A 20,596-nucleotide genomic window follows, 5' to 3' on the forward strand; every position below is an offset into this window, starting at 1 on the left:
GGGACAGAACCGGGTTACCGGCGGTAAGTTCCCGCTGCCCTACCCCACTTCACAGGAGTTCCGCTTTATGCGCCGTCTCTTCGCGTGCCTCACGGCCGCGGCCATCACCTGCGGCGGGTTCGTCGCGAACGCGTTCCCGGCCGCCGCCGCGGACCCGTCGTCCGGGTCCTTCAGCACCCTGACCTACAACGTGGCGGGCCTGCCGGAGATCCTCTCCAGCGCGTCCACACCCCGCGAATCCAGCACCACCGCCATCGGTCAGCGAATCGCGCCCTACGACATCGTCAACGTCGAGGAGGACTTCAACTACCACGCCTACCTCTACGCCGGCGACACCGCGCACACCTACCGCACCCCCACAAGCGGCGGTGCGGGCATCGGCAGCGGACTCAACACCCTGTCCAAACTCTCCTACGACACCGACGACTTCGAGCGGGTCCACTGGAACTCCTGCCAGTACGACTCGGGCGACTGCCTGACCCCCAAGGGGTTCACGTTCATGCGTGAGCGGCTGGCGGAAGGCGTGTACGTCGACTTCTACAACCTGCACACCAACGCCGGCACGAATGACGGCGACGAGGCGTCCCGCGCGGACAACCTGAGCCAGTTGACCTCGTTCATCCAGTCCCACTCGGCGGGCAACGCGGTCGTCGTCATGGGCGACACCAACACCCGGTACACCCGATCCGCCGACACCATCGCGGAGTTCGGCGCGGCCAACGGCCTCACCGATGCCTGGGTCAAGCTGATCCGCGGCGGCACCGCGCCCGCCAAGGGCAGCGACGCGCTCGTGTGCGACCAGACCGGGACCACCGTGCCCAACACCTGTGAGGTCGTCGACAAGGTCCTCTACCGCGGCAGCAAGCTGGTGTCCCTGAACGCGACCTCGTACAACAACGAACACGCCAAGTTCCTCACGGACGACGGGAAGATGCTCTCCGACCACGACCCGATCACGGTCGGCTTCACCTGGTCACGCAACCCGGACTTCCAGCTCAGCGACCAGTTCGGCGGCCCGCATGGCGACTACTACACCGACATCGACGCCGTACCGTCGGGCGCGCGTCCCGTCAGCCTCTCGCTGCGCAGCGGCTCCCGGGTGGACGCCGTCGGCCTGACGCTCGGCAACGGCACGGTCCTCACCCACGGCGGCACCGGCGGCACGGCGTCGTCCCTGGCACTGGGCAGCGGCGAGTACGTCACCACCGCCCAACTGTGCCAGGGCCAGAAGAGCGGCCACACCCGGATTTTCTACGCCAGGTTCACCACCAACCTCGGCAACACCCTGACCGGTGGATCCACCACGTCGGACTGCGTGACCCGCACCGCCCCGTCCGGATGGCAGATCGCCGGCTTCCACGGACGCTCCGGTGACGAGATCGACAAGCTCGGCTTCATCTACGCGAAGCGCTGAGCCGACACCCGGCACCGACCATGCGGCGACGGCTCTGAGGCCGTCGCCGCATGGCGGCGGAGGGGACCGTGCGACCACTGTGCGATGCCGACCCTCACTGCTGACTCCGATGCGCCTGACGGAACGTACCGGGGGTGACACCGGTGTGCCGGGTGAAGAACTTGCCGAAGTTGGTGGGTTCGGGGAAGCCGAGGCGGCGGGCGATGGTCGCCACCGGCTCGTCGGTGTGGGCGAGCAGGCGCTGGGCCTCCAGGGCGACGCGGCCGTCGATGACGTGTTTGACAGGCTGACCGGTGGCGGCGGTGCAGGCGCGGGTGAGGGTCTTGACGGTGTATCCGAGGCGGTGTGCGTAGTCGGCGGCGCGGCGGGTGGTGGCATACGAACGCTCCAGTTCGGCGCGGAAGCGGGCGTAGACCTCGCCGCCCGCGTGCGGATCGGCGCCGCTGTCGGGCTGCGGCAGCCGGTCGATCTGCAACAACACGGTGGCCAGCAGGAGTTGCAGGATCTCCGCCGAAACGGCCTGCTCCGGCCGGTCGTACTCGGCGCGCAGCTGACCCAGCAGGGTGGACAGCACCGCGTAGGTGGGGCTCGCGCCCAGTTGCCGGCACGCCGGCCCGTACCACTCGTTCACCAGCCGGTCGGCGCTGCTGGTGTGAGGTGGAAAGGCCGGCGTGAACAGCAGATGCGTGCCGTTCGCGGTGCCGGGCCGGACGAAGCGCTGGACCTGGCCCGGCCGAACCCACAACAGGGTGCCGGGACGGACGGGGTAGGTCACGAAGTCGATCGCATGCTCCCCGCTGCCCTCCGTGATCAGGGTGAGGGTGTGGAAGTCCACCCGGTGCACCAGGTCGGGCCGCCTCCCCCGCCGCCGCCGTCGCTCGTGCAGGGTGGCCAGATCGATGATCTCGAAACCCGGGACCCGTTCCTCGGGCGGGTTGAAGTCGAGCCGCAGGATGGCGCCGCCCCGGGAGGGGTCGCCGTCACCGAGTCCCACGGGAAGCACCACGATCTCCAGATGTCCTCGATTTACCATGCCGCGTCTTCAGCGTATCTCGCCTGCCTGCGCTTTCGCGACGAAAGTAGAGGTCGTCAAGGCGGCGCAGGGTCGCCTCCACCTCCAGGAGTCCCTCATGAACGGCACAGTCACGGTCCTCGACAACGGCGCGGTGCGCATCCACAGCTACATGTCCCCGGCGGACACCTTCCACACCACCACCCAGCTGGTCGAGACCCCGGCCCGCGTCATCGCGATCGACGCCCAGCTGCTGCCCGTCTATGCCGACGAGACCATCGCCTACGCCAAGGGCCTCGGCAAGCCGATCGACCGCCTCATCGTCACCCACGCCCACCCGGACCACTACAACGGCGCCGCCCGCTTCGGCGTCCCCGTCCACGCGCTGGCCCAGGTGCGCGAGCAGATCATCGCCCGCGGCGACAGCCACCTGCCCACCGGACAGGTCATCCCCCTCAGCGAGTTCACCCCGTCCGTGGCCATCATCCCGGGCACGGAGGTCATCGACGGCGTCACCTTCGTCTTCGAGGCCGTCTCTGGTGGCGAGGCCGCCGACGAACTGCTCATCAAGCTCCCCGACCAGCGCGTCCTGATCGCCCAGGACCTCGTCTACAACGACGTCCACCTCTACCTGGGCAACAACGACATCACCGGCTGGCAGCAGGCCGTCGACGCCCTGGCCGCCGAGTCCGGCTACGACACGATCCTCGCCGGCCACGGCGCCCCCACCGGCCCGGAGGTCTACCAGGACATCCGCCGCTACCTCGACGACGCGCGCGAGCTGCTCGGTGACGACGGCGACGCGTACAAGAAGGCGATCGTCGACAAGTACCCGGCCCACGTCGGTCCGTTCATCATCGACATCGCCAACCGCTCCCTCTTCCCGGCCGGCAGCTGAGCGCCGCCGGCGTGTGCCGCCCGCGCCGCGCGGATCCGGGGCACTCCGCGCGGACCGCGTCCTCTGCGCTCATGGCCCCACATTGTTGATCACCCCCTTGGTCTGCTCACTTGCTCACGCCCGGAGATCCGTCATGTCCCACAACCGACTCTTCCGTCCCCGCGCCGCCGCCATAGCCGTGGCCTCCCTCCTCGTCCTGGGTGGTACCGCCCCGGCCATGGCCGCCTCAGGCGGCGATGCGCCCCACGCCGCCGCCCGGCATCACCGGGAACCCCTGCCCGCCAGCTACTCCATCCCCGGCGACAAGACCTACCCCGAGGGCATCGCACGCCAGAACGGCACACCCTTCTTCTACGTCGGCAGCACCAGCGACGGCACCATCTACCGCGGTGACGTCCACCAGAGCGCGACCAAGGTGTTCCTGCCGGGCGGAAAGGACGGACGGACCTCCGTCGCGGGCATGAAGACCGACCGTGCCGGACGGCTCATCGTCGCCGGCGGCGCCACCGGCAAGGTCTTCGTCTACGACACCCGCACCCGCACCCTGCTGCACGTGTTCGACACCGGCCGCACCGACACCTTCCTCAACGACGTGGCCCTCGCCCCCAACGGCGACGCCTACATCTCCGACTCGATCCACCCCGCGCTGTGGCACATAACCGCCGCCGAACTGAAGAGCAAGCAGGTCCAGCAACCACTGCACGTGGGCGTGGACCTCACCAACTCCCCGATGGTCTACGACGACGGATTCAACGGCAACGGCCTGGTGGTCACCGCCAACGGCCGATACGTCCTGCTCGCCGACTACAACGACTACGCCTTCTACCGCGTCGACCTGCGCACCCACCAGGTCGTCCCGGTCGACCTCGGCGGCGCCAAGGGCGTCTCCGGCGACGGCCTCCTGCTGAGGGGCAACACCCTCACCGCCGTCACCGAACTCGACCACCCCGACGGCCAGATCAGCGTCCTGAAGCTGAGCCACGACTACACCAAGGCCGAACTCGTGCGCACGGTCCACGGCCACGGCATGCACAGCCCCTCCACGGCCGCCGTCGACGGCCACGACCTGCTGATCGTCAACTTCCAGTTCCAGATCACCAATCCGGTGCTCCCGTTCAACGTGGCGCGGGTCCACGTCTGACAGCCAGCAGGCACAGCGCCAGAAAGGACACCAGCCTCATGAAGATCACCATCATCGGCGCCGGCAACATGGCCCGAGGAATCGCCACCCGCGCCCTGGCGGGCGGACACACGGTCACCGTCACCGCCAAGGACCCCGGCAAGGCCGTACGACTCGTCGACGAACTGCGCGGGCAGGCAACCGGCGAAGGCCGGATCGCCGCCGCCGACGCATCTGCCGTGGACACCGCGGACATCGTGGTCCTCGCCGTCCCCTTCGACGCCGCCAAGCAGCTCGCCGCCGCCTACGGAGAGCAGCTGAGCGGCAAGGTGCTGATCGACATCAGCAACCCCGTCGACGCCTCCCTCGACGCGCTCGTCGTCGCCCCGGGCACCTCGGCCGCCGAAGAGATCGCCGAGGCCGCCGGACCGGACGTACGCGTCGTGAAAGCGTTCAACACCACGTTCGCCACGCCCCTGATCGCCGGCGAGGTGAACGGCACTGTGCTCGACGTCTTCATCGCCGGTGACGACGAGGCCGCCCGTAAGCAGGTCGCCGACCTGGTCACCTCCGGCGGGCTGAACCCGGTCGACGTCGGCGCGCTCAGGCACGCCCGCGAGCTGGAGGGCTTCCAGCTGCTGCACATGGCCCTGCAGATCCGCGAAGCGGGCCACGGCTGGGCGAGCACGATCAAGATCGTCGCCCCCTGAGCCGTAGCAGTACCACCCCATCGAGCCCCACTGCCGGCCCGCGACCCCCACGGGCCGGCAGTGGACCGTCAGCAGAACCCCACCAGGAGAACCACCCCATGCGCGTCCGTACATCCCTGACCACCCTCGCCGCGACCGCGGTCCTGCTGGCCTCCGCGGCCACCGCAACCGCGGCGACCGAGCCGCTATCGGCGCCGCACATCACCAACCACTTCCAGCTGGCGGCCTCGCAGCAGCCCGAGAACATCACCGTCGACCGCACGGGGGCTGCGTACCTGACCTTCTCCTTCGCCCGGCAGATCGTCCGCGTCACTCCGGGCAGCCGGCCGCACGTCCTGGCCACCCTGCCCGCCCCCGCCAAGGCGAACACCCCCAACCTGGGCAAGGCGTTCGTCGGGGGCATCGCCCGCGCCGACGACGGCACCCTGTACGTCACCTACGCCACCGGTACCGCGGACCTCACCGGCGTCTGGGTCATACGTCCCGGTGGCCGCCCGCACCGTATCGCCGCCCTGCCCGCCGACGGGTTGCCCAACGGCCTCGCCCTCGACCAGCACACCGACAAGCTCTACGTCACGGACTCCGTAAACGGCGTCATCTACCGCCTCCCCGCGTGCGGCGGAAAGGCCACCGTCTGGGCCAAGGGCACGCAGCTGGAGCCCACCACGTTCGCCGGCGCCAACGGCCTGAAGCTGCACAACGGTTCCGTCTGGGCCACCAACCTCGACCGAGGCACCGTCCTGCGTATCCCGGTCACCGCCAAGGGCACCGCCGGAAAGATCCAGGTCCGGGCCACCGGCATGCCGTCCATCGACGACTTCGCGTTCACCGGCCACGGCGACACCCTGCTCGCCGCCCGCGACGACAACCAGGTCGACCTCGTCCGCCCCGACGGCACCCACACCACCGTCCTCACCCCGGCCGACGGTCTTCAGACACCCACATCCATCGCGGTCCACGGCAGCAAGCTGTATGTCCCCAGCGCCGCCTACATGACCGGCAAGGACCCCAACCTGCTCATCGCCCGCCTCGGCCGCTGACGCGGCCGGCAGGACGCATCCCACCCGCGCCGGTGCAGAACCGGCAGCACAGTGGTCCGCACGGTCCGCTCTCCCCGACAGCCCTGGAACCGACATGTCCGAACCCTCCCCGACCAGCAGCGCCGGGACAGCAGACACCCTCAACGCGCCGTCCCCGGACCGCCATCCGCGCCGTCTGCCCCTCGTCCTGATCCTGGGCTCCCTGACCGCGCTCGGCCCGCTCACCATCGACCTCTATCTCCCTGCCCTCCCTCAGGTCAGCGGAGATCTCCACGTCTCACAGGCCGTCACCCAGCTCACCCTCACCGCCTTCATGATCGGGATCGCGCTGGGCCAGCTGGTCATCGGGCCGCTCAGCGACACCCTCGGCAGGCGCCGTCCCCTCCTGACCGGCCTGACCCTGTACGTCGCGGCGAGCCTCCTGTGCGCCGTCGCCCCCAATCCCACGGTCCTCATCGGCATGCGCATGGTCCAGGGCCTGGCGGGCGCCGCCGGGATCGTCATCGCCCGGGCCGTCGTCCGTGACCTGTACGACGGACTCGCCGCCGCCCGCCTGCTCTCGTCGCTGATGCTCGTCTCCGGCACCGCGCCGATCCTCGCCCCCGTGCTCGGCGCCCAACTGCTGCGCCTGACCTCCTGGCACGGCGTGTTCGTCACCCTCACCGTGCTGGGCCTGGTCATCCTCGCCGCCACCGCGACCCTGCTGACCGAGACCCTGCCGGCACACCAGCGCCGGCGCGGCGGGCTCCCCGACACCCTGCGCACCATGCGCGACCTCGTCAAAGACGGCCGCTTCTCGGGCTGTCTGCTCACCGGCAGCCTCGGCTTCGCCGCCCTGTTCGCCTACATCGCCGGCTCCTCCTTCACCCTGCAAGAGGTCTACGGCGCCTCCCCGCAGACCTACAGCCTGCTCTTCGCCCTCAACTCGGTCGGCATGGTGGCCACCGGCCAGCTCAACGGCAAACTGCTCCTCGGCCGTTTCCCCTCGCACCGCATCCTGGGGGCGGGCCTGGCCGTACTCGCCACCGCGGGCACCGCCCTGGTCGTCCTGGCCACCCTCACGCACGTCGGCCTGCCCTGGATCGCCAGCGCGCTGTTCTTCACGGCCTGCCCGGTCGGCATGATCCTGCCCACCACCACCGCCCTTTCCCTTCAGCGTGCCCGGCACGCGGCGGGCAGCGCCTCAGCGCTCCTGAGCACCACCCAGTTCCTCATGGGAGCCCTCGCGCCCGCCCTCGCCGGTCTCGGCGACCAGGGCACCGCCCTGCCCATGGCCCTGTCGGTGCTCGGCCTCGCGCTGGCCGCGACGGTCTGCTTCCTGGCCCTCTGCCACCCATGGCGTCCCACTCCGGACTCGCTGGCCCCGTAAGCCCGCGAACCAGGCCAATGCCGTCGTCCTCGTTCGCGCAGACGGACACCTCAAGGAAACGAGCACGCCCCTATGCAGGAAAGCCCGCCCGCGACGGACATCCGAGCCTACGAAACTGTCGCTCTGTTCGGCCGTGCTCGATACCGCGGTGAACCGTGTTCTGCAGCGGAACACGCAAGCGATGAGACCGTGTGCGAAACCGTCGGCGGGAAGATCGTCCGCGTACCGGCGCGCGGCCATCAGGAAGTGCCGTCACGTCCCAGGGCCACGATGACGGGACGGGCTCCACGGCTGCTCTGGGGCGACATCCATACGGCAACGAGACTGCGCTGCTCTGGAACCTCGATCCGGCGGGCGCCGATAAGGACCTGACCCACGTCCTGCCCGAGGCGTACTTTGACGCAACTGATCCATGGGGCCTCAGCGACGGAGCGCGGAGGGTCAAGGCTGCGGGTGAGGCTGAGCACGCCCCCGCCCTTGCACACGTCGAGCACATCGACGTCGACAGGATCGTCTCCGGAGCCGCTGCCGCCCCCGACGTACCGCCACTGATTGCCGAACCACTCCATGAGCGCAGTGTGCTCACGCATCCGCGATGACTTCGGACGCCACACGATCCAGATCGCCCCGACCCCGGCAGTGTCGTCGATATCGACTGACACCACGGTGAGCACCCGCCGGGGCATCCACCACGGTTGGGGCTCCTCTTCCGCCAGCGCCCGCTTCACCACGCCCCGCAGAAAACTCTCCCACCGGGGCCCCGCCCACACGGCCTCTCCCCATGCCTGCATGCGCCTGCGATACCCGGAGCGCGAGAACATCAAGCCCGATGCCGCTGAGGCAACACCTCACTACCTCCAACCAAAAGATCATTACTGGACGGCCCTTAGAACTCCTAACGAAATGATCTTCGAGATGGTTGGATCTCTCCAGGACGGATGATCCGGGGGTGCGGAGTGGCACGGCCGAACCCGTGGGAAGTCGATGACGAGCTGTGGGCGGTGATCGAGCGCCTGCTTCCCAAGGTTGAGCGTCGCTCCCCGCATCCGGGACGCAAGCGGCATCCGGACCGGCTGGTATTCCAGGGCATCCTGTTCGTCCTGCACACCGGGATCGCCTGGGAACACCTGCCGCAGGAACTCGGATTCGGGTCTGGCATGACCTGCTGGCGCCGCCTGGCCGAGTGGACCGACGCTGGCGTGTGGCCCCGGCTGCACGAGGTCCTCCTGGCCAAGCTTCGCAGCGCGAACGCCCTGGACTTCTCCCGAGCGGCGGTCGACGGCTCCCACATCCGCGCGTTAAAGGGGGAGCCAAGACGGGACGAAGCCCTGTCGACCGGGGCAGGACGGGCAGCAAACACCACCTGATCACCGACGCCACCGGCATCCCGCTCGCCACCAGTCTCACCGGTGGCAACCGCAACGACGTCACCCAGCTGATCCCACTCCTCCAGGCCGTGCCGCCGGTGCGGGGCAAGCGCGGCCGGCCTCGACGCCGACCGGACGTGGTGCTGGGCGACCGTGGCTACGACCACGACAAGTACCGCCGCCTGGTCTGGCACCTCGGAGTGAAGCCGCAGATCGCCCGCCGCGGCACCGAACACGGCTCCGGGCTCGGCACCCAACGCTGGGTCGTGAAGCGCACGTTCGCCCACCTGCACTGGTTCCGCCGCCTGCGGATCCGCTGGGAGATACGCGACGACATCCATGAAGCCTTCCTCACCCTCGGATGCGCACTCATCTGCTGGCGGCGACTGCGCTCCGTGTTGAGCGGCGCCGTGGGCTAGTCACCAGCCGCCAGTCGGTTGAGGACTTCCATCGGAGTGAAGCTCCAGCCGACGAGGCGCGGTCCGCCCAGTTGATGCCGATCATGTATCCCTCTCGGGCGGCTTCAGGCAGATCGCGATCGCGCCAGGCATCCAGGGACATGGATTCAACACGTAGCCCATGCCCCCAGATCGTCGCCGCCCTCTGGGCCCGGGCTGAGGTCGACCAGTAGGGAAGACTTCGCGTGCCGTCCGCAGAGAGGGGAGCCGGGCTTCCCTCGTCATCCCGAACAAACCAGACCACTCCGCTCTGACGCGCATCTCGGAAGAATGCTGCCGCCTGCGAACCGCTCTGACTCATGCCACTGAGCCTAGCGTCCCCCGTCAATCATTTCGTTAGCGGTTCTTAGAGGTCCTAACAAAGGCGTTGGACGTGTCTGTGGGTGATGAGGCAGGTGGCGAGGCCGAGGAAGGCTTCGTGGATGTCGTCGCGTCGCTCCCAGCGGATCCGCAGGCGGCGGAAGCCGTGCAGCCAGGCGATCGTTCTCTCGACGACGTACCGGTAGACGCCCAGGCCAGAGCCGTGGGGCTGGCCTCGTTCTGCGATGACAGGGCGGATGCCGCGCTGCCACAGCAGGCGCCGGTACTTGTCGTGGTCGTAGCCGCGGTCGGCGAGCAGCGCGTCTGGCCGGTGGCGGGGCCGGCCGACAACCCCGGCGACGGCGGGGATCTTGTCGAGCAGGGGCAGGAGTTGGGTGACGTCGTTGCGGTTGCCGCCGGTCAGCGACACCGCGAGCGGGATGCCCTGGGCGTCGGTGAGGACGTGGTGCTTGCTGCCCGGCCGTGCGCGGTCGACCGGGCTGGGCCCGCTTTTGGGCCCCGCCGAGCGGCCCGCACATGGGAGGAGTCGATCACCGCCCGCGACCAGTCCAGCTTCTTCGCCGCACGCAGCTTCTTCAGCAGCACCAAGTGCAGTTCGTCCCACACACCGGCTTCGTTCCATGCGGCCAGACGCCGCCAGCACGTCATCCCCGAGCCGAAGCCCAGCTCCTGGGGCAGGTACTCCCACTGGATGCCGGTATGCAGCACGAACAGGATCCCGCACAAGGCCTGCCGGTCCGGTATCCGCGGCCTGCCCTCGACCAGCTTCGGTCCCGGCTCAGGCAGCAACGGCTCGATGAGCGACCACAGTTCATCCGAGACGATCCACGGCCGAGACTCTCGCTTTCCCACGATCAAACCAACGAGCGCCCACACCGAAAGTCACATGATCTACAGCTTCTGTTAGGGCCTCTTAGACACGCGCGCGAGCGTCACCAGTTCTTGCTCCGCGACGGCACCCTCTACGAACCCAGAACCCCACACCTCGCTTGACGAAAACATAGAGGCCCCCGCACACCACGCTCCCGTATTGCGATTCCGGCGTAGGGGGCCAGAGCATGCCGACGTCTGGTCTTCACGATGCCCTCCGCCCAGCGTGCGGGCGAGCTTCCCGGCACCACCGGTTCCGCCAGAGCGGCGCACACCCGATCGCAGAGCCTCAGTGGCTCGACGGTGCGGGCTGTGACGGCACGAGTGCCGGCTCTCCGCGGGACGGGGCCTCCGTGCCCGAGTCGTCGGGCCGCCCGCTCATGCGCCGCCACAGTCGTCCCAGCGACCGGTAGAAGCGGTCCGGCAGGAACACAGCGTCCGCGATGATCATCGCGCCGGAGAAGAGTGGCAGCCCCATGAGGACGGCGATGCCCAGATGCATGCCCAACAACATGGTCAGGACCGGGTATTTGAGTCGCCCGAACAGGACGAACGGGAAGGCGATCTGCAGCAGCACCGTCAGGTAGCAGGCGATGGCGATCAGTACGTCGTGCTCGTCCGCCATGAGGGAGAGCTCGGGCCAGGGCCGGAACAGGTCGAGGTTCAGGACGTAGTGGAGGGCGGTGCCGTTGCCCCAGGTGCCGCCCTGCACCTTGTAGAGGCCCGCGGATCCATAGAGGAAGCAGACCTGGGCGGCGATGACGAACATGCCACAGTTGTGCAGCACGGTCGTCAGGGTCCTGCGGGAGTCACTGAGTCCGGCTTCTGTCCGAACCACCGGCAGGTGCGTGGGCTTTCCTGTGGTCTCTCGAAGACGGGTTCTGCGCGCGTCCAGGGACCAGCGTCGGCCGCATGCGGTGAAGACCAGGTACACGGCCATCAGGAGGACGAGGTTGTCTCCGCCGTCCGTCATGAAGATGGCCCTGGAGTGGAACGAGGCCACCACGACCGCGAACAGCACGGACACCGCCCTGGTCCGCCAGCCCGCCATGAACAGCGCGGACGTGACAAGTGCCAGCACGTAGCAGGCCTCGAAGTACGCCCGACTGTCGGAGAGGGTGAGGATGCTGGCCCACCCCGTCTGGTCGAACAGTTGCCTGGCCAGCTCGGGCGTCCACGGCGACCCGGGACCCCAGATCTCGTCGCGGTGCGGAAACTCGCGCAGCAGGAAGACGAGGTAGAGAAGTCCGTAGCCGATGCGCAGGACCGCCGCGGCGTAGAGGGAGACCGGCCGCTCGGTCAGAACGGTGAGCAACGCAACGATCCGATGCGGTGCGCGTGCCTGCTCAGTTTCCATGGGAGGTCACCTTCCACCAGGGCAGATACCGCGTTTCGGCAGACGTCGGTGCGGCGGCGGCCGTGCCCGCCGCGGCAGGCACGGCGATGGGCACCGTGATCACTCTCAGCTGGACCGACTCGAAGGCGCCGCCGCGATGCTCGGTGATGCGCTCTGCGGCGATGTTGGTCAGGTACTGCTGGATCATCAGCGCCCGCTCCGAGCGGTACTGATCGTCATCACCGTGGGTTTCGAGGTACGAACTCCAAGCCCGCCGCAGCGTGTTCTGTGCCGTGTGGCTCGGGAACGCGTTGTGCTTCACCGCCGAGTTGTCGACGGCCGTCAGATCGAACCAGCCGCTCACCTGGACACTGCCGTCCGGGGCGGTGTGCATGGTCCTCGCCGAAATATCCCGGTTGACCGACTCGGGATCCGGCGCGAAGAGTCGCCAATTCTGCTCGAACAGCGGGAAGACCCAGGCATTGATCTGGCGGCTGTACTGTCGGGAAAGGGGATTCGGTGGTGCCACGTGCAGAAACACGAGGAGAACATGGATCAGGGCCGTCACCAGGCACAGAATCACAGCAGCGCTCGTTCCCGCTTTCAGGAGAACGAGCGAAGGCTTGGCGGGCGGGTGGTAGTAGGCCGGAGTTTTTCCACCCCGATCTCCCTGTTCTGTCGGCTCAGCGCTGGTCCTGGCTTCTCTCATCGCTTCTCCTGAGAATTCACCAGCGGCGCGCGACGGAATCGACAACGGTCCGCCGCGCGCCGCTCGTTCTGCTCGCTCACATGGAGTCAGGCAGTCTTCTTGTCATGACCTTCGTGGTCGCTGCCATAGCCCTCGGGCTTCTCGGGCTTTCCGCCGTGGCCGCCGGGCTTCTCACCATGGCCGTGGCCTTCGGGCTTCCCGCCGTGGTCGTGGCCTTCGGGCTTCCCACCGTGGTCGTGGCCTTCGGGCTTCCCACCGTGGTCGTGGCCTTCGGGCTTCCCGCCGTGGTCGTGGTCGTGCTCGTTGCCACCGGTGGCCCCACCGGGCGCACCACCGGTTCCGCCGCCCGTGACGCTGCCCGTGGTGCCCGCGACGAGGCCGCCCAAGGCGCCTCCGGTGGTTCCGCCCGTCGTCAGGACGCCGCCGAGAAGACCACCCAGGGCGCCACCGGTTCCGCCACCCGTCGGCACACCGGCGATGACGCCGCCTGTCGCGGTGCCACCCGTCGCGGTGCCGCCTGTCGTGGTACCGGCGATCACGCCACCCGTGATCACGCCACCGGTGGTGCCCCCGGCCGCGCACGGCCCCAGGAAGATCCTGTTGGTGTCCAGCGTCACTGCGCCGTTACCGGTGGCGCCCGCGTCGGCCAGCAGCCGGCCGTTGATGGTCGCTCCCGTGGTGGCACTGATCGACTCGCTGGCCAGGATGGTGCCCACGAACGAGGTGTGGGTACCGAGCGTGGCCGAACTGCCCACCTGCCAGAACACGTTGCACGGCGATGCGCCGTTGACGAGGTTCACCGTGCTGTTCTCGGCTGCCGTCGTCAGGGTCGAACCGATCTGGAACACCCAGACGGCATTGGGGTCGCCCTGGGCGTCCAGGGTGAGTGGACCGGTGATCTGTGCGCTGCTGTTCGCCCTGTAGAGGCCCGGCGTCAGCACCTGGCCGCCGAACTCGTGGGGAGCGTCGTTGTACACCACGGGGTTCAGCGACTGTCCGGCGGCCTGGTTGTACGCCGTGGTCAGCTCGACCTTGGCCTGGCCCGCGTGGGCATCGGCCGCGTGCAGAGTCCCGGGCGGGGTCACAACGCCGGGCGGGAACCCGGTGATGGCCGAACCGGGGCTCACACCGACGTTGAGACCTTCGACCACCGTGGGGCCGGTGTTGGTGACCGTCGCACCACCCAGTACGCCGTAAGTGGCCAGCGTCGTACCGATGGGCACGGGGGTGGCAATGGCATTTGCGCGTGTCGGCGTCAACGCGAGGACAGCAGCGGCGATCACCACGGCCGTCACCGCCGCGACCCAGGCCGACATGATTCGTCGTGGAGGAGCGTCAGGGATATTCAGCGTCATCGAGGGGCCAACTCCTTGGTTCGGATGGTCTTGGCGGTTCCCGCTCGCACAGAATCGCCTGTTTCTGGCGTTGGAATATTACTGAGGAGTGTGCCGGTCGTCGGTTTACACAAGCGGGTTGCCCGGAATCGCCGATTGGGCCATGAAAATACATAGGAATACTTAATGGTTCGGGTGGCTCAAAAATCGGAACTATCGCCGTCGACAGCCGTCCGGCACGGCCGACGGAAGGAAAGCGCACCACTCGGCGGCACACCCCACGGTCAGGCCGACGCGCCACGCCATTCGGCGCTTGGCAGGCGACGGGAAGGATGCTTTCGAGGAATCGCTCGGGACATTTCCGAGCCGCGCCGTCGACAGTACTATCAGCTGCGGGCCAATTCACTCTCCTGCGCCACTGCCCGGAAGGGCCAATCCGGCGTGTTCGCGCCGGATTCGCTGTCACCCCCGCCGTCGGCGATACCGAGGCCGGGAGGGTGCCGGACGATGGCCACTACCCGTATTCGCATCGACGCCGTCGACCTGCCCGGCCTCACCTGCACCGCTCCCGCCAACGGCAACGTCCCCGCGTACGACAACAGCCGACGACGTTGGACGGCTTCGTGGTGATACGAAAACGGGAGAAGAGGAGGCGACCCCCCTTCGGCATGCCGAAGGGCATCGTCCCGCTCGCGACGCCGGAAGGCCGGCGCCACAGTGTCCTCACCGTGGAAGGCGGGATGCTCTGCGGGCGCCTCGCCGACGTTCCGGTCAACGCCGGCCCAGCCGAGGCCCGGGCCGCCGCGGCAGCCATGGTGGTAGGGCTTGCACACGACTTCCACGAAGAACGCGTCGACGTGACCTGGGATCCGCCCGGGACCCCAGGACTGGTCCGCCCAGATCACCGTTGCCGCGACCCCGCCGAACATCTGTGGTGGGACGACAGCCCCAAGCGCCTGCTCTCGATTCCTGCAGGAAGAACGCCTGGCGACTCCTGCCGTTCAGGCACGTGACAAAGTCACAGTCCGTTTTGGCAGTCCGCGGAACACGACGGCATGGCGCATGATCAACAACGCCTCTTCCATGGCAATCTGCGGGCCAGCAGGATCACTTGGAGCCCGGAGGTACACCGCTCGTGGCGGCGCATAACAATCCCACCGTCAGGAGACGCCGCCTAGGCGCCGAACTGCGTCGGCTCCGCCTGGCCACCGGGCTCAAGAGCGCCGAGGTGGCCGAGCGGCTCATGGTCTCCCAGCCAAAGATCAGTCACCTGGAGAACGGCCGCCGCGCCATCAGCCCCCGCGACGTACGCGATCTGTGCGCGCTCTACGAAGTGGCGGACCAGCAGGTCATCGACTCCCTGATGCAGATGGCCAGGGAATCCGCACAGCAGGGCTGGTGGCACGCTTACGGCGACATCCCCCAGAGCGTCTATGTCGCTCTGGAGACGGACGCCACCTCCCTCCAGACCTACGGATCCATGGCGATCCCCGGGCTGTTGCAGACTCCTGCCTACGCCCATGCGGTCATCGGGGAAACGATCCCGCTGCCCACTGCCGAAGAAGCCGGCATGCGGCTGAAAGTGCTGCTGCGCCGTCAGCACCGGATCTACGACCCGCATCACCCGTTGCGCCTGTGGGTCGTACTGGACGAATCAGTACTGCACCGCATCGTCGACAGCCCGGACGTCATGCGTGAACAGCTGGAGCACCTGAACGCGCTCGGCGCCGAGCCGTACGTCACGGTGCAGGTCCTCCCCTACGCGGTGGGCGCCCATCCGGGCCTGTCCGGACAGTTCTCCATCCTGCAGTCCGCCGACAGCACCGCGGCGAAGGTGGTGTATCTGGAACGGTTCACCAGCGACCTCTGCCTGGACAAACCCTCTGACGTGCAGCTCTACAGCGGGATGTACGACCGGCTTCAGACCCAGGCGCTCGATCCCGACAGCAGCCGCGACGTCATCACCGACGCCATCAAGTCGTACATCGCCATGACGAGCCGGCCCCGGGTAGGCGAACGCTCCTGACTCCCTGGGGGCTGCGGTTGGTCCAGCATGCCCAGGCCGATGTCGGGGTGGCAGTGCAGGCACGGATCGACACCTTCCGAGGGAGCAGCCGACGTGGAACGCGGACCCGTCCCGTACAAGGTGCGCGGTCTGGAGCGACGACGCCGAGACCGGGTGCTCAGGGCCTCACCGCACGTCGCTGTCACACCTTGCCGAGCAGGTCCTGACGCTGTCCGCGCACTTCGACGACGACGGCACCCCTTATCTCACGCTGGGCCGCCACCAGGGCCGCATCGAGAAACTGCACCAGAACCTGGGCCACATGGGCCGCATGAACTATCACTGGGCCATGGGCGCGGTCATCGACCATTTCCTCGATTCCGTCAGCTGCTCCCCCGCCCTGGTGGTGTTCCAGACGGACAGCGGACCCACGAGCCGCATCGCGAATAAAGCCCTTCGGGGGTTGGCTGGGGAGCCGGTGTCGTGCGTGGTGGCTGGTCAGAAGGCGGTCGTGGATTGACGCCCATGGGGTGGGCCGCAGGTCGTCCAAGGGGCAGGGGTATCCGCAGCACTGCCACGCCTTCGAACGTGCGCCCGATAGACTCCTGGGCGCGTCTCGTTCGTGACTTAAGAGGAGTGACATGCGCTACGGCTATATCGGTTCGATGAAAGCCAAACCCGGTCACCGTGCGGAGGTGGTCGCCGTACTGGTCGCCGGCGCTGAAGGTCTACGCAAAGCGGGATGCCATCTCTACGTCGTGACCGAATCGGCCACCGACGCAGACACCGTGTGGGTGAGCGAGGTGTGGGAGAGCAAAGAGCATCACGACACGTCGTTGCAGTTGCCCGAGGCAAAGGAAGCCATCAGCAAGGTCATGCCGCTACTGACAGGTGAGTTCACTGGTCAGGAGACGCACGTCGCGGGCGGTCTCGGTATCTGACCGCGGCCGCGTGCCGCCAAGTCATCCTGCCCGACGCACCGGAGATCGGGTGAGGTGGTCTACGAGCGGCTGGTTCAGCACTCGCCTCCGGACAACGGTGCACGCGTCCGGCCCGGCCCAGCACTCTCAGGACGGACCGGGTCACCGCGGCGTCAACCGGCCGCATCACCGTCTTGATCAACCCCAGCGCGGGGCACCGCACGATGCAGCGGTCCCAGATCCCCATACAGCGCGGCATGGAAGGCAGCGGCGAGCTCACGGGCCCGCGCCTCGCTCGGCACCCCGTGCAGCATGAAGTACACCGGGCCCGCAAACGCGTCCGGGCCCGCCTCTCGCCCATCAATCAGGCGCACGATCGCTGCCCACATCGCGACGTTCACGGCGTCGACGACGACGTGGCCTGGGCCAGCGGTCAACGCATCCGTTTTCACCGTCCACCGCTCACCCTCACGTTCGATCCCCACGAACACGGCCCGCTGAGCCCTGGCCTCCCGATAGGCGGCATCGAACCGGTCGGTGGCGTCCGGGATCAGATGACCTGGGCAGGGAGTCGGCAGCTGCTGCATAACGGGCATCGTCCCAGGAAATACCCCAATTCACCGCAGACGTCGCGGAGTCCGGACCCGGGAGTCATCGATGCTCTGGCCGCTGGGGGCGGTTGCCTCGATCCTGCGAGCGTCAGGCTCGAGGCAACGGGCGGCCCAGGTGCCGGACGTGCGCCCCATCTCCCGGCCCGAACCCGAGATTCCGCCCCGCCCAGGGCAAGACATCGCGTCACGATGAACCGGTGCGCGACTTCACGGCCACGCAGGCAGCTTGTCGGATGAGCGTTCACCTCCAAAGGGGGGACGGCTTCACTCGACTCGGTGACCGGCGCGGGGTCTGCGTACCGCCGCAGTACACGTTCCCGTTGCCCCGGCATGGACAGCATGGACAGGGCGGTGCCGCGTGTGCTCGGCAAGGCGGTCTCATTGCGGGCGTTACCCGCGTACGCCGACGGCCGTCGCACCGACCCGCCGATCTACGCCCAGCTGGTCGCGGAGTGGCAGGCCACCGGGCGGGCTGTCCCGGATCCCTTGGAGACCCTGGAGCAGCCGAGCACTCCGTGGACCCCCTTCGCCGCTTCTGCCGCGGCGGCGGGTACAACGTGGTGCCTCGCACGGGCAGACCTGCGACCTGCGCCCGCCGGGCCGGTCTCCGGCCCACGCGACCAAGGGGCAGCCGACACGGTGGTGGCGGCTGCTGCGCTGCGGTAACCGCCTGGTCGACGTCCCGGGCGTTCGCGGTGAAGGCTGCCGGTCCCGGCGGTGTCTACTGCTGAGGGTGGGCGGGCGCCAGGACGGCGAGGGCGGCGTGGGCTTCCCGCAGGGCGCCTTCGAGGCGGTCGGGGTTGTGCAGGGCGCCGGTGCCGTCGGGCGGCACGATCCACTCCAGGCGTCCGGCGGCCCGGTAGGGCGGCGGCACCGCCACCCACGAGCCCCGGCCCGCACGCCGCACTCCCGCTCCGATCCATTGGCCGGCCGGATCGGGCGGCAGGAAGAAGCCCACCCGGACGGCCGCGCAGTCCACCAGGGTGGGCCCGGGCACCGTGCCCGGATCCCGCCACAAGAGATCCAGGGTGAGCAGGCCAAGGCGTTCAGGGACGCTGAGTACGTCCCAGAGCCGCCCGGCCTCCAGCAGCGCGGTGCCCTCTCCGCTGTCCCACTGCCGCTTACAGACCCGGGGATCCGTGGCGGCCGCGGCGAGCCACTCGATGCTCTGCTGCCACATGGCGTTGTGCATGCCTCACCCCAGGCTCTCGACTCCGTGTGCGCCCGTCCGCGCACGACAAGTCCGCGCACCGAACCGGCATATGCATGCTGGTAGATATTTCTGCCCCCTGGGAAGGGTGGCGCGGTCTGGCGCTTACCGCTGCCGGGTTCGCGCGTCCACCGACGGCTCGCCCCGGTCGGCCGTCGCCGTGGCCGACCCAAAGCGGCGGCCGTCCCGCGCATGCGCCGACGGCCGTGGCGCCCATCCGCCGATCTACGCCCAACTGGTCGCGGAATGGCGGCGATCTCACGGTGAGCAACGCGCTTCAGCGATGGATCGGGCGCTTCATCTGAGCGCGGACTGGGCACTTGGCTGTGCCGCGTGGCGCATGGTGTAAGGGCGCAGGTTCCACGCGGCGATCGCGACGCCGGAGGTCAGCCCGGCACCACTACGGGTGTGCGTCCGGGACGTGGAACGAGAGTGCCCGCAGCTGTCACCCCTGACGATCGTCAAGGTCCGGTGATGCCGTTCGGCTCGGGTTCCCGGCTGTTCCTGCTCCTACGTTCGGTCCTCATGGAACGAAAACCGCGAAGGAGAGTCCGAGCCGGTCGGCTGCTCGGCACGTTGGCCGTCCTGTGCATGGGAGCAGGAGTTGTCACTTGGTTGTCCCCCGGCGGCCTGGGCGAGGCTGGTGCTGTCGAGGTCACAGGTGGAGCTTCGGCGTCCGCGTACCGGTCGGTGACCGGGGCGGTGGCCGATGCACCGTCGTGGCTGGCCCCCCTCCTGGACATGGCCACCGAAGGCATTCTTGTGATCCTCGGAATATTGCTGGTCTGGATGTGGTGGACGGCAACCCGCCGCAAAGACACATGGGAGGTCGCGGGATCCGTCCTGACCGGTCTCGGCACCGTCGCGGCCTACGCGGTGAGCGAAGCGGTGAAGCTCGCCGTGGACGAGGAGCGCCCTTGCCGTGCGTTACGCGCAGGCGCCGAATCCGTCGCGGAATGCCCCGGAGTCGGAGACTGGTCGTTCCCGAGCAACCACGCCACCCTGGCCGCCGGCCTGGCCGTCGGTCTCGCCGTGCTGCGGCCCCGCCTCACCGCGATCACGCTGCCGCTGGCCGGGGCCGCTGCGCTCCTGCGAGTGCTGGTGGGGGTTCATTACCCGCACGATGTGCTCGCCGGCGCGACGCTCGGCGGCGCTGTCGTGACGGCGGTGTTGCTCGCATTCATGCCCCTTGCCCAGTCGGTGGCATCACGGCTGGGAAGGCTTAGGCGGAATGATCCCGGCCTCGTGAGCCACGACCGCGGCAGCGGCCCGGTTGTCCACGCCCAGCCTCGCCAGGATGGAACTCACGTGGGCTTTGACCGTTCCCTCCACCACATGGAGCCGCCGGGCGATCTGCCCGTTGGACAGGCCGCTTCCGAGAAAGGCCAGTACCTCTCTTTCCCGGGCAGTGAGGGCGGCGACCCGGTGGCGGGCGGTGGAGCGCCGACCGGCCAGGGTGCCCGCGCCCGTCGCGGCGAGGTGCGCGATGACACGGGCCGCGACTTTCGGTGACAGGTAGGCGGCGCCACCGGCCACCGCACGGACTCCGGTGATCAGTTCCTCGGGTTCACCCGACTTGATCAGGAAGCCTGCCGCACCACCGCCGAGCGCCTGGAGGATGTAGTCGTCCTCGCCGAAGGTCGTCAGCATGATGATGTTCGTGGTCGGCACGGTGTTGCGGATTTCCACGGCGGCGTCGATGCCGTTGATTCCCGGCATGCGGATATCGAGTACGGCCACCTCGGGACGATGGCGCCGGACCAGTTCCACGGCGGCGTGCCCGTCGACGGCCTCGGCGACGACTTCGATGTCCGGATCCGTGGCGAGTACGGCGCGCACCCCTGCCCGGATCATCGGCTCGTCATCGGCGATCAGCACCCGGATCATCGAGC

At 68.4% G+C, this 20,596-nt stretch carries 22 protein-coding genes and 2 pseudogenes; 14 read left to right on the forward strand and 10 right to left on the reverse strand.

Annotated elements, in window-relative coordinates; translation table 11 throughout:
• Positions 1-67 precede the first annotated feature (67 nt).
• Complete coding sequence (locus CRP56_RS00180; protein WP_097259405.1) at positions 68-1,414, forward strand: jacalin-like lectin; 1,347 nt, start codon at positions 68-70, stop codon at positions 1,412-1,414.
• A gap of 94 nt (positions 1,415-1,508) precedes the next feature.
• On the opposite strand, the gene CRP56_RS00185 is transcribed toward CRP56_RS00180, so the two are convergent.
• The gene (locus tag CRP56_RS00185) at positions 1,509-2,447 is read right to left on the reverse strand and encodes a helix-turn-helix domain-containing protein (RefSeq protein ID WP_097259406.1); all 939 of its coding nucleotides are present in this window, start codon (positions 2,445-2,447) and stop codon (positions 1,509-1,511) included.
• 97 nt (positions 2,448-2,544) lie between these two features.
• Here CRP56_RS00185 and CRP56_RS00190 point away from each other — a divergent pair, with 97 nt between their 5' ends.
• The 5 genes from CRP56_RS00190 (at position 2,545) to CRP56_RS00210 (ending at position 7,563) form a co-directional block, all read left to right on the forward strand.
• The gene (locus CRP56_RS00190; RefSeq protein WP_097259407.1) at positions 2,545-3,324 is read left to right on the forward strand and encodes an MBL fold metallo-hydrolase; all 780 of its coding nucleotides are present in this window, start codon (positions 2,545-2,547) and stop codon (positions 3,322-3,324) included.
• A gap of 133 nt (positions 3,325-3,457) precedes the next feature.
• Positions 3,458-4,465 carry an SMP-30/gluconolactonase/LRE family protein gene (locus tag CRP56_RS00195; protein WP_257039938.1) on the forward strand — a complete coding sequence of 336 codons (1,008 nt, stop codon included), beginning with the start codon at positions 3,458-3,460 and terminating at the stop codon, positions 4,463-4,465.
• A gap of 38 nt (positions 4,466-4,503) precedes the next feature.
• A complete protein-coding gene (locus tag CRP56_RS00200; RefSeq protein ID WP_097259409.1) occupies positions 4,504-5,154 on the forward strand; it encodes an NADPH-dependent F420 reductase in 651 nt (216 codons plus the stop codon).
• 98 nt (positions 5,155-5,252) lie between these two features.
• Entirely contained in the window at positions 5,253-6,194 is a 942-nt protein-coding gene (locus CRP56_RS00205; RefSeq protein ID WP_097259410.1) for an SMP-30/gluconolactonase/LRE family protein, read from the forward strand.
• Between the two features lie 94 nt (positions 6,195-6,288).
• The gene (locus CRP56_RS00210; RefSeq protein WP_097259411.1) at positions 6,289-7,563 is read left to right on the forward strand and encodes a multidrug effflux MFS transporter; all 1,275 of its coding nucleotides are present in this window, start codon (positions 6,289-6,291) and stop codon (positions 7,561-7,563) included.
• 239 nt (positions 7,564-7,802) lie between these two features.
• On the opposite strand, the gene CRP56_RS00215 is transcribed toward CRP56_RS00210, so the two are convergent.
• On the reverse strand, positions 7,803-8,294 hold the full coding sequence (locus tag CRP56_RS00215; protein WP_257039939.1) for a hypothetical protein: 492 nt from the start codon (positions 8,292-8,294) through the stop codon (positions 7,803-7,805).
• Positions 8,295-8,501: 207 nt separating this feature from the next.
• Between CRP56_RS00215 and CRP56_RS00220 the strand changes: the two genes are divergently transcribed.
• Positions 8,502-9,349, forward strand: a protein-coding gene (locus CRP56_RS00220; protein WP_373559618.1) for an IS5 family transposase whose coding sequence is annotated in 2 segments (ribosomal slippage) — positions 8,502-8,846 and positions 8,849-9,349 — 846 coding nt in all. Because the reading frame shifts where the segments join, the coding sequence is not laid out codon by codon here.
• Here the strand turns inward: CRP56_RS00220 and CRP56_RS49225 are convergent.
• From CRP56_RS49225 to CRP56_RS00245, 5 genes and pseudogenes are all read right to left on the reverse strand, one after another.
• Positions 9,300-9,689 carry a DUF2750 domain-containing protein gene (locus tag CRP56_RS49225; RefSeq protein ID WP_218877944.1) on the reverse strand — a complete coding sequence of 130 codons (390 nt, stop codon included), beginning with the start codon at positions 9,687-9,689 and terminating at the stop codon, positions 9,300-9,302. The genes CRP56_RS00220 and CRP56_RS49225 overlap by 50 nt on opposite strands.
• Before the next feature lie 54 nt (positions 9,690-9,743).
• Positions 9,744-10,585: pseudogene (locus CRP56_RS00230) on the reverse strand (IS5 family transposase).
• 283 nt (positions 10,586-10,868) lie between these two features.
• A complete protein-coding gene (locus CRP56_RS00235) occupies positions 10,869-11,936 on the reverse strand; it encodes an HTTM domain-containing protein (protein ID WP_101924566.1) in 1,068 nt (355 codons plus the stop codon).
• Positions 11,926-12,624 (reverse strand): DUF5819 family protein, encoded by a 699-nt coding sequence (locus tag CRP56_RS00240; RefSeq protein ID WP_257039942.1) that lies wholly within the window; start codon positions 12,622-12,624, stop codon positions 11,926-11,928. Before CRP56_RS00240 ends, CRP56_RS00235 begins: the two co-directional genes overlap by 11 nt.
• A gap of 86 nt (positions 12,625-12,710) precedes the next feature.
• Positions 12,711-13,979, reverse strand: a complete 1,269-nt coding sequence (locus CRP56_RS00245) for an ice-binding family protein (protein WP_097259414.1) — start codon at positions 13,977-13,979, stop codon at positions 12,711-12,713.
• Positions 13,980-14,465: 486 nt separating this feature from the next.
• Between CRP56_RS00245 and CRP56_RS00250 the strand changes: the two genes are divergently transcribed.
• The 5 genes from CRP56_RS00250 (at position 14,466) to CRP56_RS00265 (ending at position 16,904) form a co-directional block, all read left to right on the forward strand.
• Positions 14,466-14,588: a hypothetical protein gene (locus CRP56_RS00250; RefSeq protein ID WP_257039943.1), complete on the forward strand. Its 123-nt coding sequence runs from the start codon at positions 14,466-14,468 to the stop codon at positions 14,586-14,588.
• A 38-nt stretch (positions 14,589-14,626) separates the two neighbouring features.
• Positions 14,627-14,971, forward strand: coding sequence for a hypothetical protein (locus CRP56_RS47080; protein ID WP_143664872.1), 345 nt, complete (start codon positions 14,627-14,629; stop codon positions 14,969-14,971).
• Positions 14,972-15,093: 122 nt separating this feature from the next.
• A complete protein-coding gene (locus tag CRP56_RS00255; protein ID WP_097259415.1) occupies positions 15,094-15,984 on the forward strand; it encodes a helix-turn-helix domain-containing protein in 891 nt (296 codons plus the stop codon).
• A gap of 301 nt (positions 15,985-16,285) precedes the next feature.
• Positions 16,286-16,483, forward strand: coding sequence for a hypothetical protein (locus CRP56_RS49230; protein WP_373559619.1), 198 nt, complete (start codon positions 16,286-16,288; stop codon positions 16,481-16,483).
• 121 nt (positions 16,484-16,604) lie between these two features.
• Positions 16,605-16,904 (forward strand): putative quinol monooxygenase, encoded by a 300-nt coding sequence (locus CRP56_RS00265; RefSeq protein ID WP_097259416.1) that lies wholly within the window; start codon positions 16,605-16,607, stop codon positions 16,902-16,904.
• Positions 16,905-17,056: 152 nt separating this feature from the next.
• Here CRP56_RS00265 and CRP56_RS00270 read toward each other — a convergent pair whose 3' ends face one another.
• Complete coding sequence (locus tag CRP56_RS00270) at positions 17,057-17,470, reverse strand: hypothetical protein (protein ID WP_097259417.1); 414 nt, start codon at positions 17,468-17,470, stop codon at positions 17,057-17,059.
• 354 nt (positions 17,471-17,824) lie between these two features.
• On the opposite strand from CRP56_RS00270, the gene CRP56_RS00275 reads away from it, so the two are divergent.
• Positions 17,825-18,160 (forward strand): hypothetical protein, encoded by a 336-nt coding sequence (locus CRP56_RS00275; protein WP_143664873.1) that lies wholly within the window; start codon positions 17,825-17,827, stop codon positions 18,158-18,160.
• Positions 18,161-18,215: 55 nt separating this feature from the next.
• Here CRP56_RS00275 and CRP56_RS00280 read toward each other — a convergent pair whose 3' ends face one another.
• Positions 18,216-18,686 (reverse strand): hypothetical protein, encoded by a 471-nt coding sequence (locus CRP56_RS00280; RefSeq protein WP_097259419.1) that lies wholly within the window; start codon positions 18,684-18,686, stop codon positions 18,216-18,218.
• 543 nt (positions 18,687-19,229) lie between these two features.
• Between CRP56_RS00280 and CRP56_RS49455 the strand changes: the two are divergent.
• Positions 19,230-19,955: pseudogene (locus CRP56_RS49455) on the forward strand (phosphatase PAP2 family protein); the annotation flags it as partial.
• Here the strand turns inward: CRP56_RS49455 and CRP56_RS48145 are convergent.
• On the reverse strand, positions 19,911-20,591 hold the full coding sequence (locus CRP56_RS48145) for a response regulator (RefSeq protein ID WP_097259420.1): 681 nt from the start codon (positions 20,589-20,591) through the stop codon (positions 19,911-19,913). The pseudogene CRP56_RS49455 and the gene CRP56_RS48145 sit on opposite strands and share 45 nt — an antisense overlap.
• Positions 20,592-20,596 lie beyond the last annotated feature (5 nt).

Origin of the sequence: Streptomyces sp. TLI_55 (assembly GCF_900206255.1) — a bacterium.
Classification (GTDB): domain Bacteria; phylum Actinomycetota; class Actinomycetes; order Streptomycetales; family Streptomycetaceae; genus Streptomyces; species Streptomyces aquilus.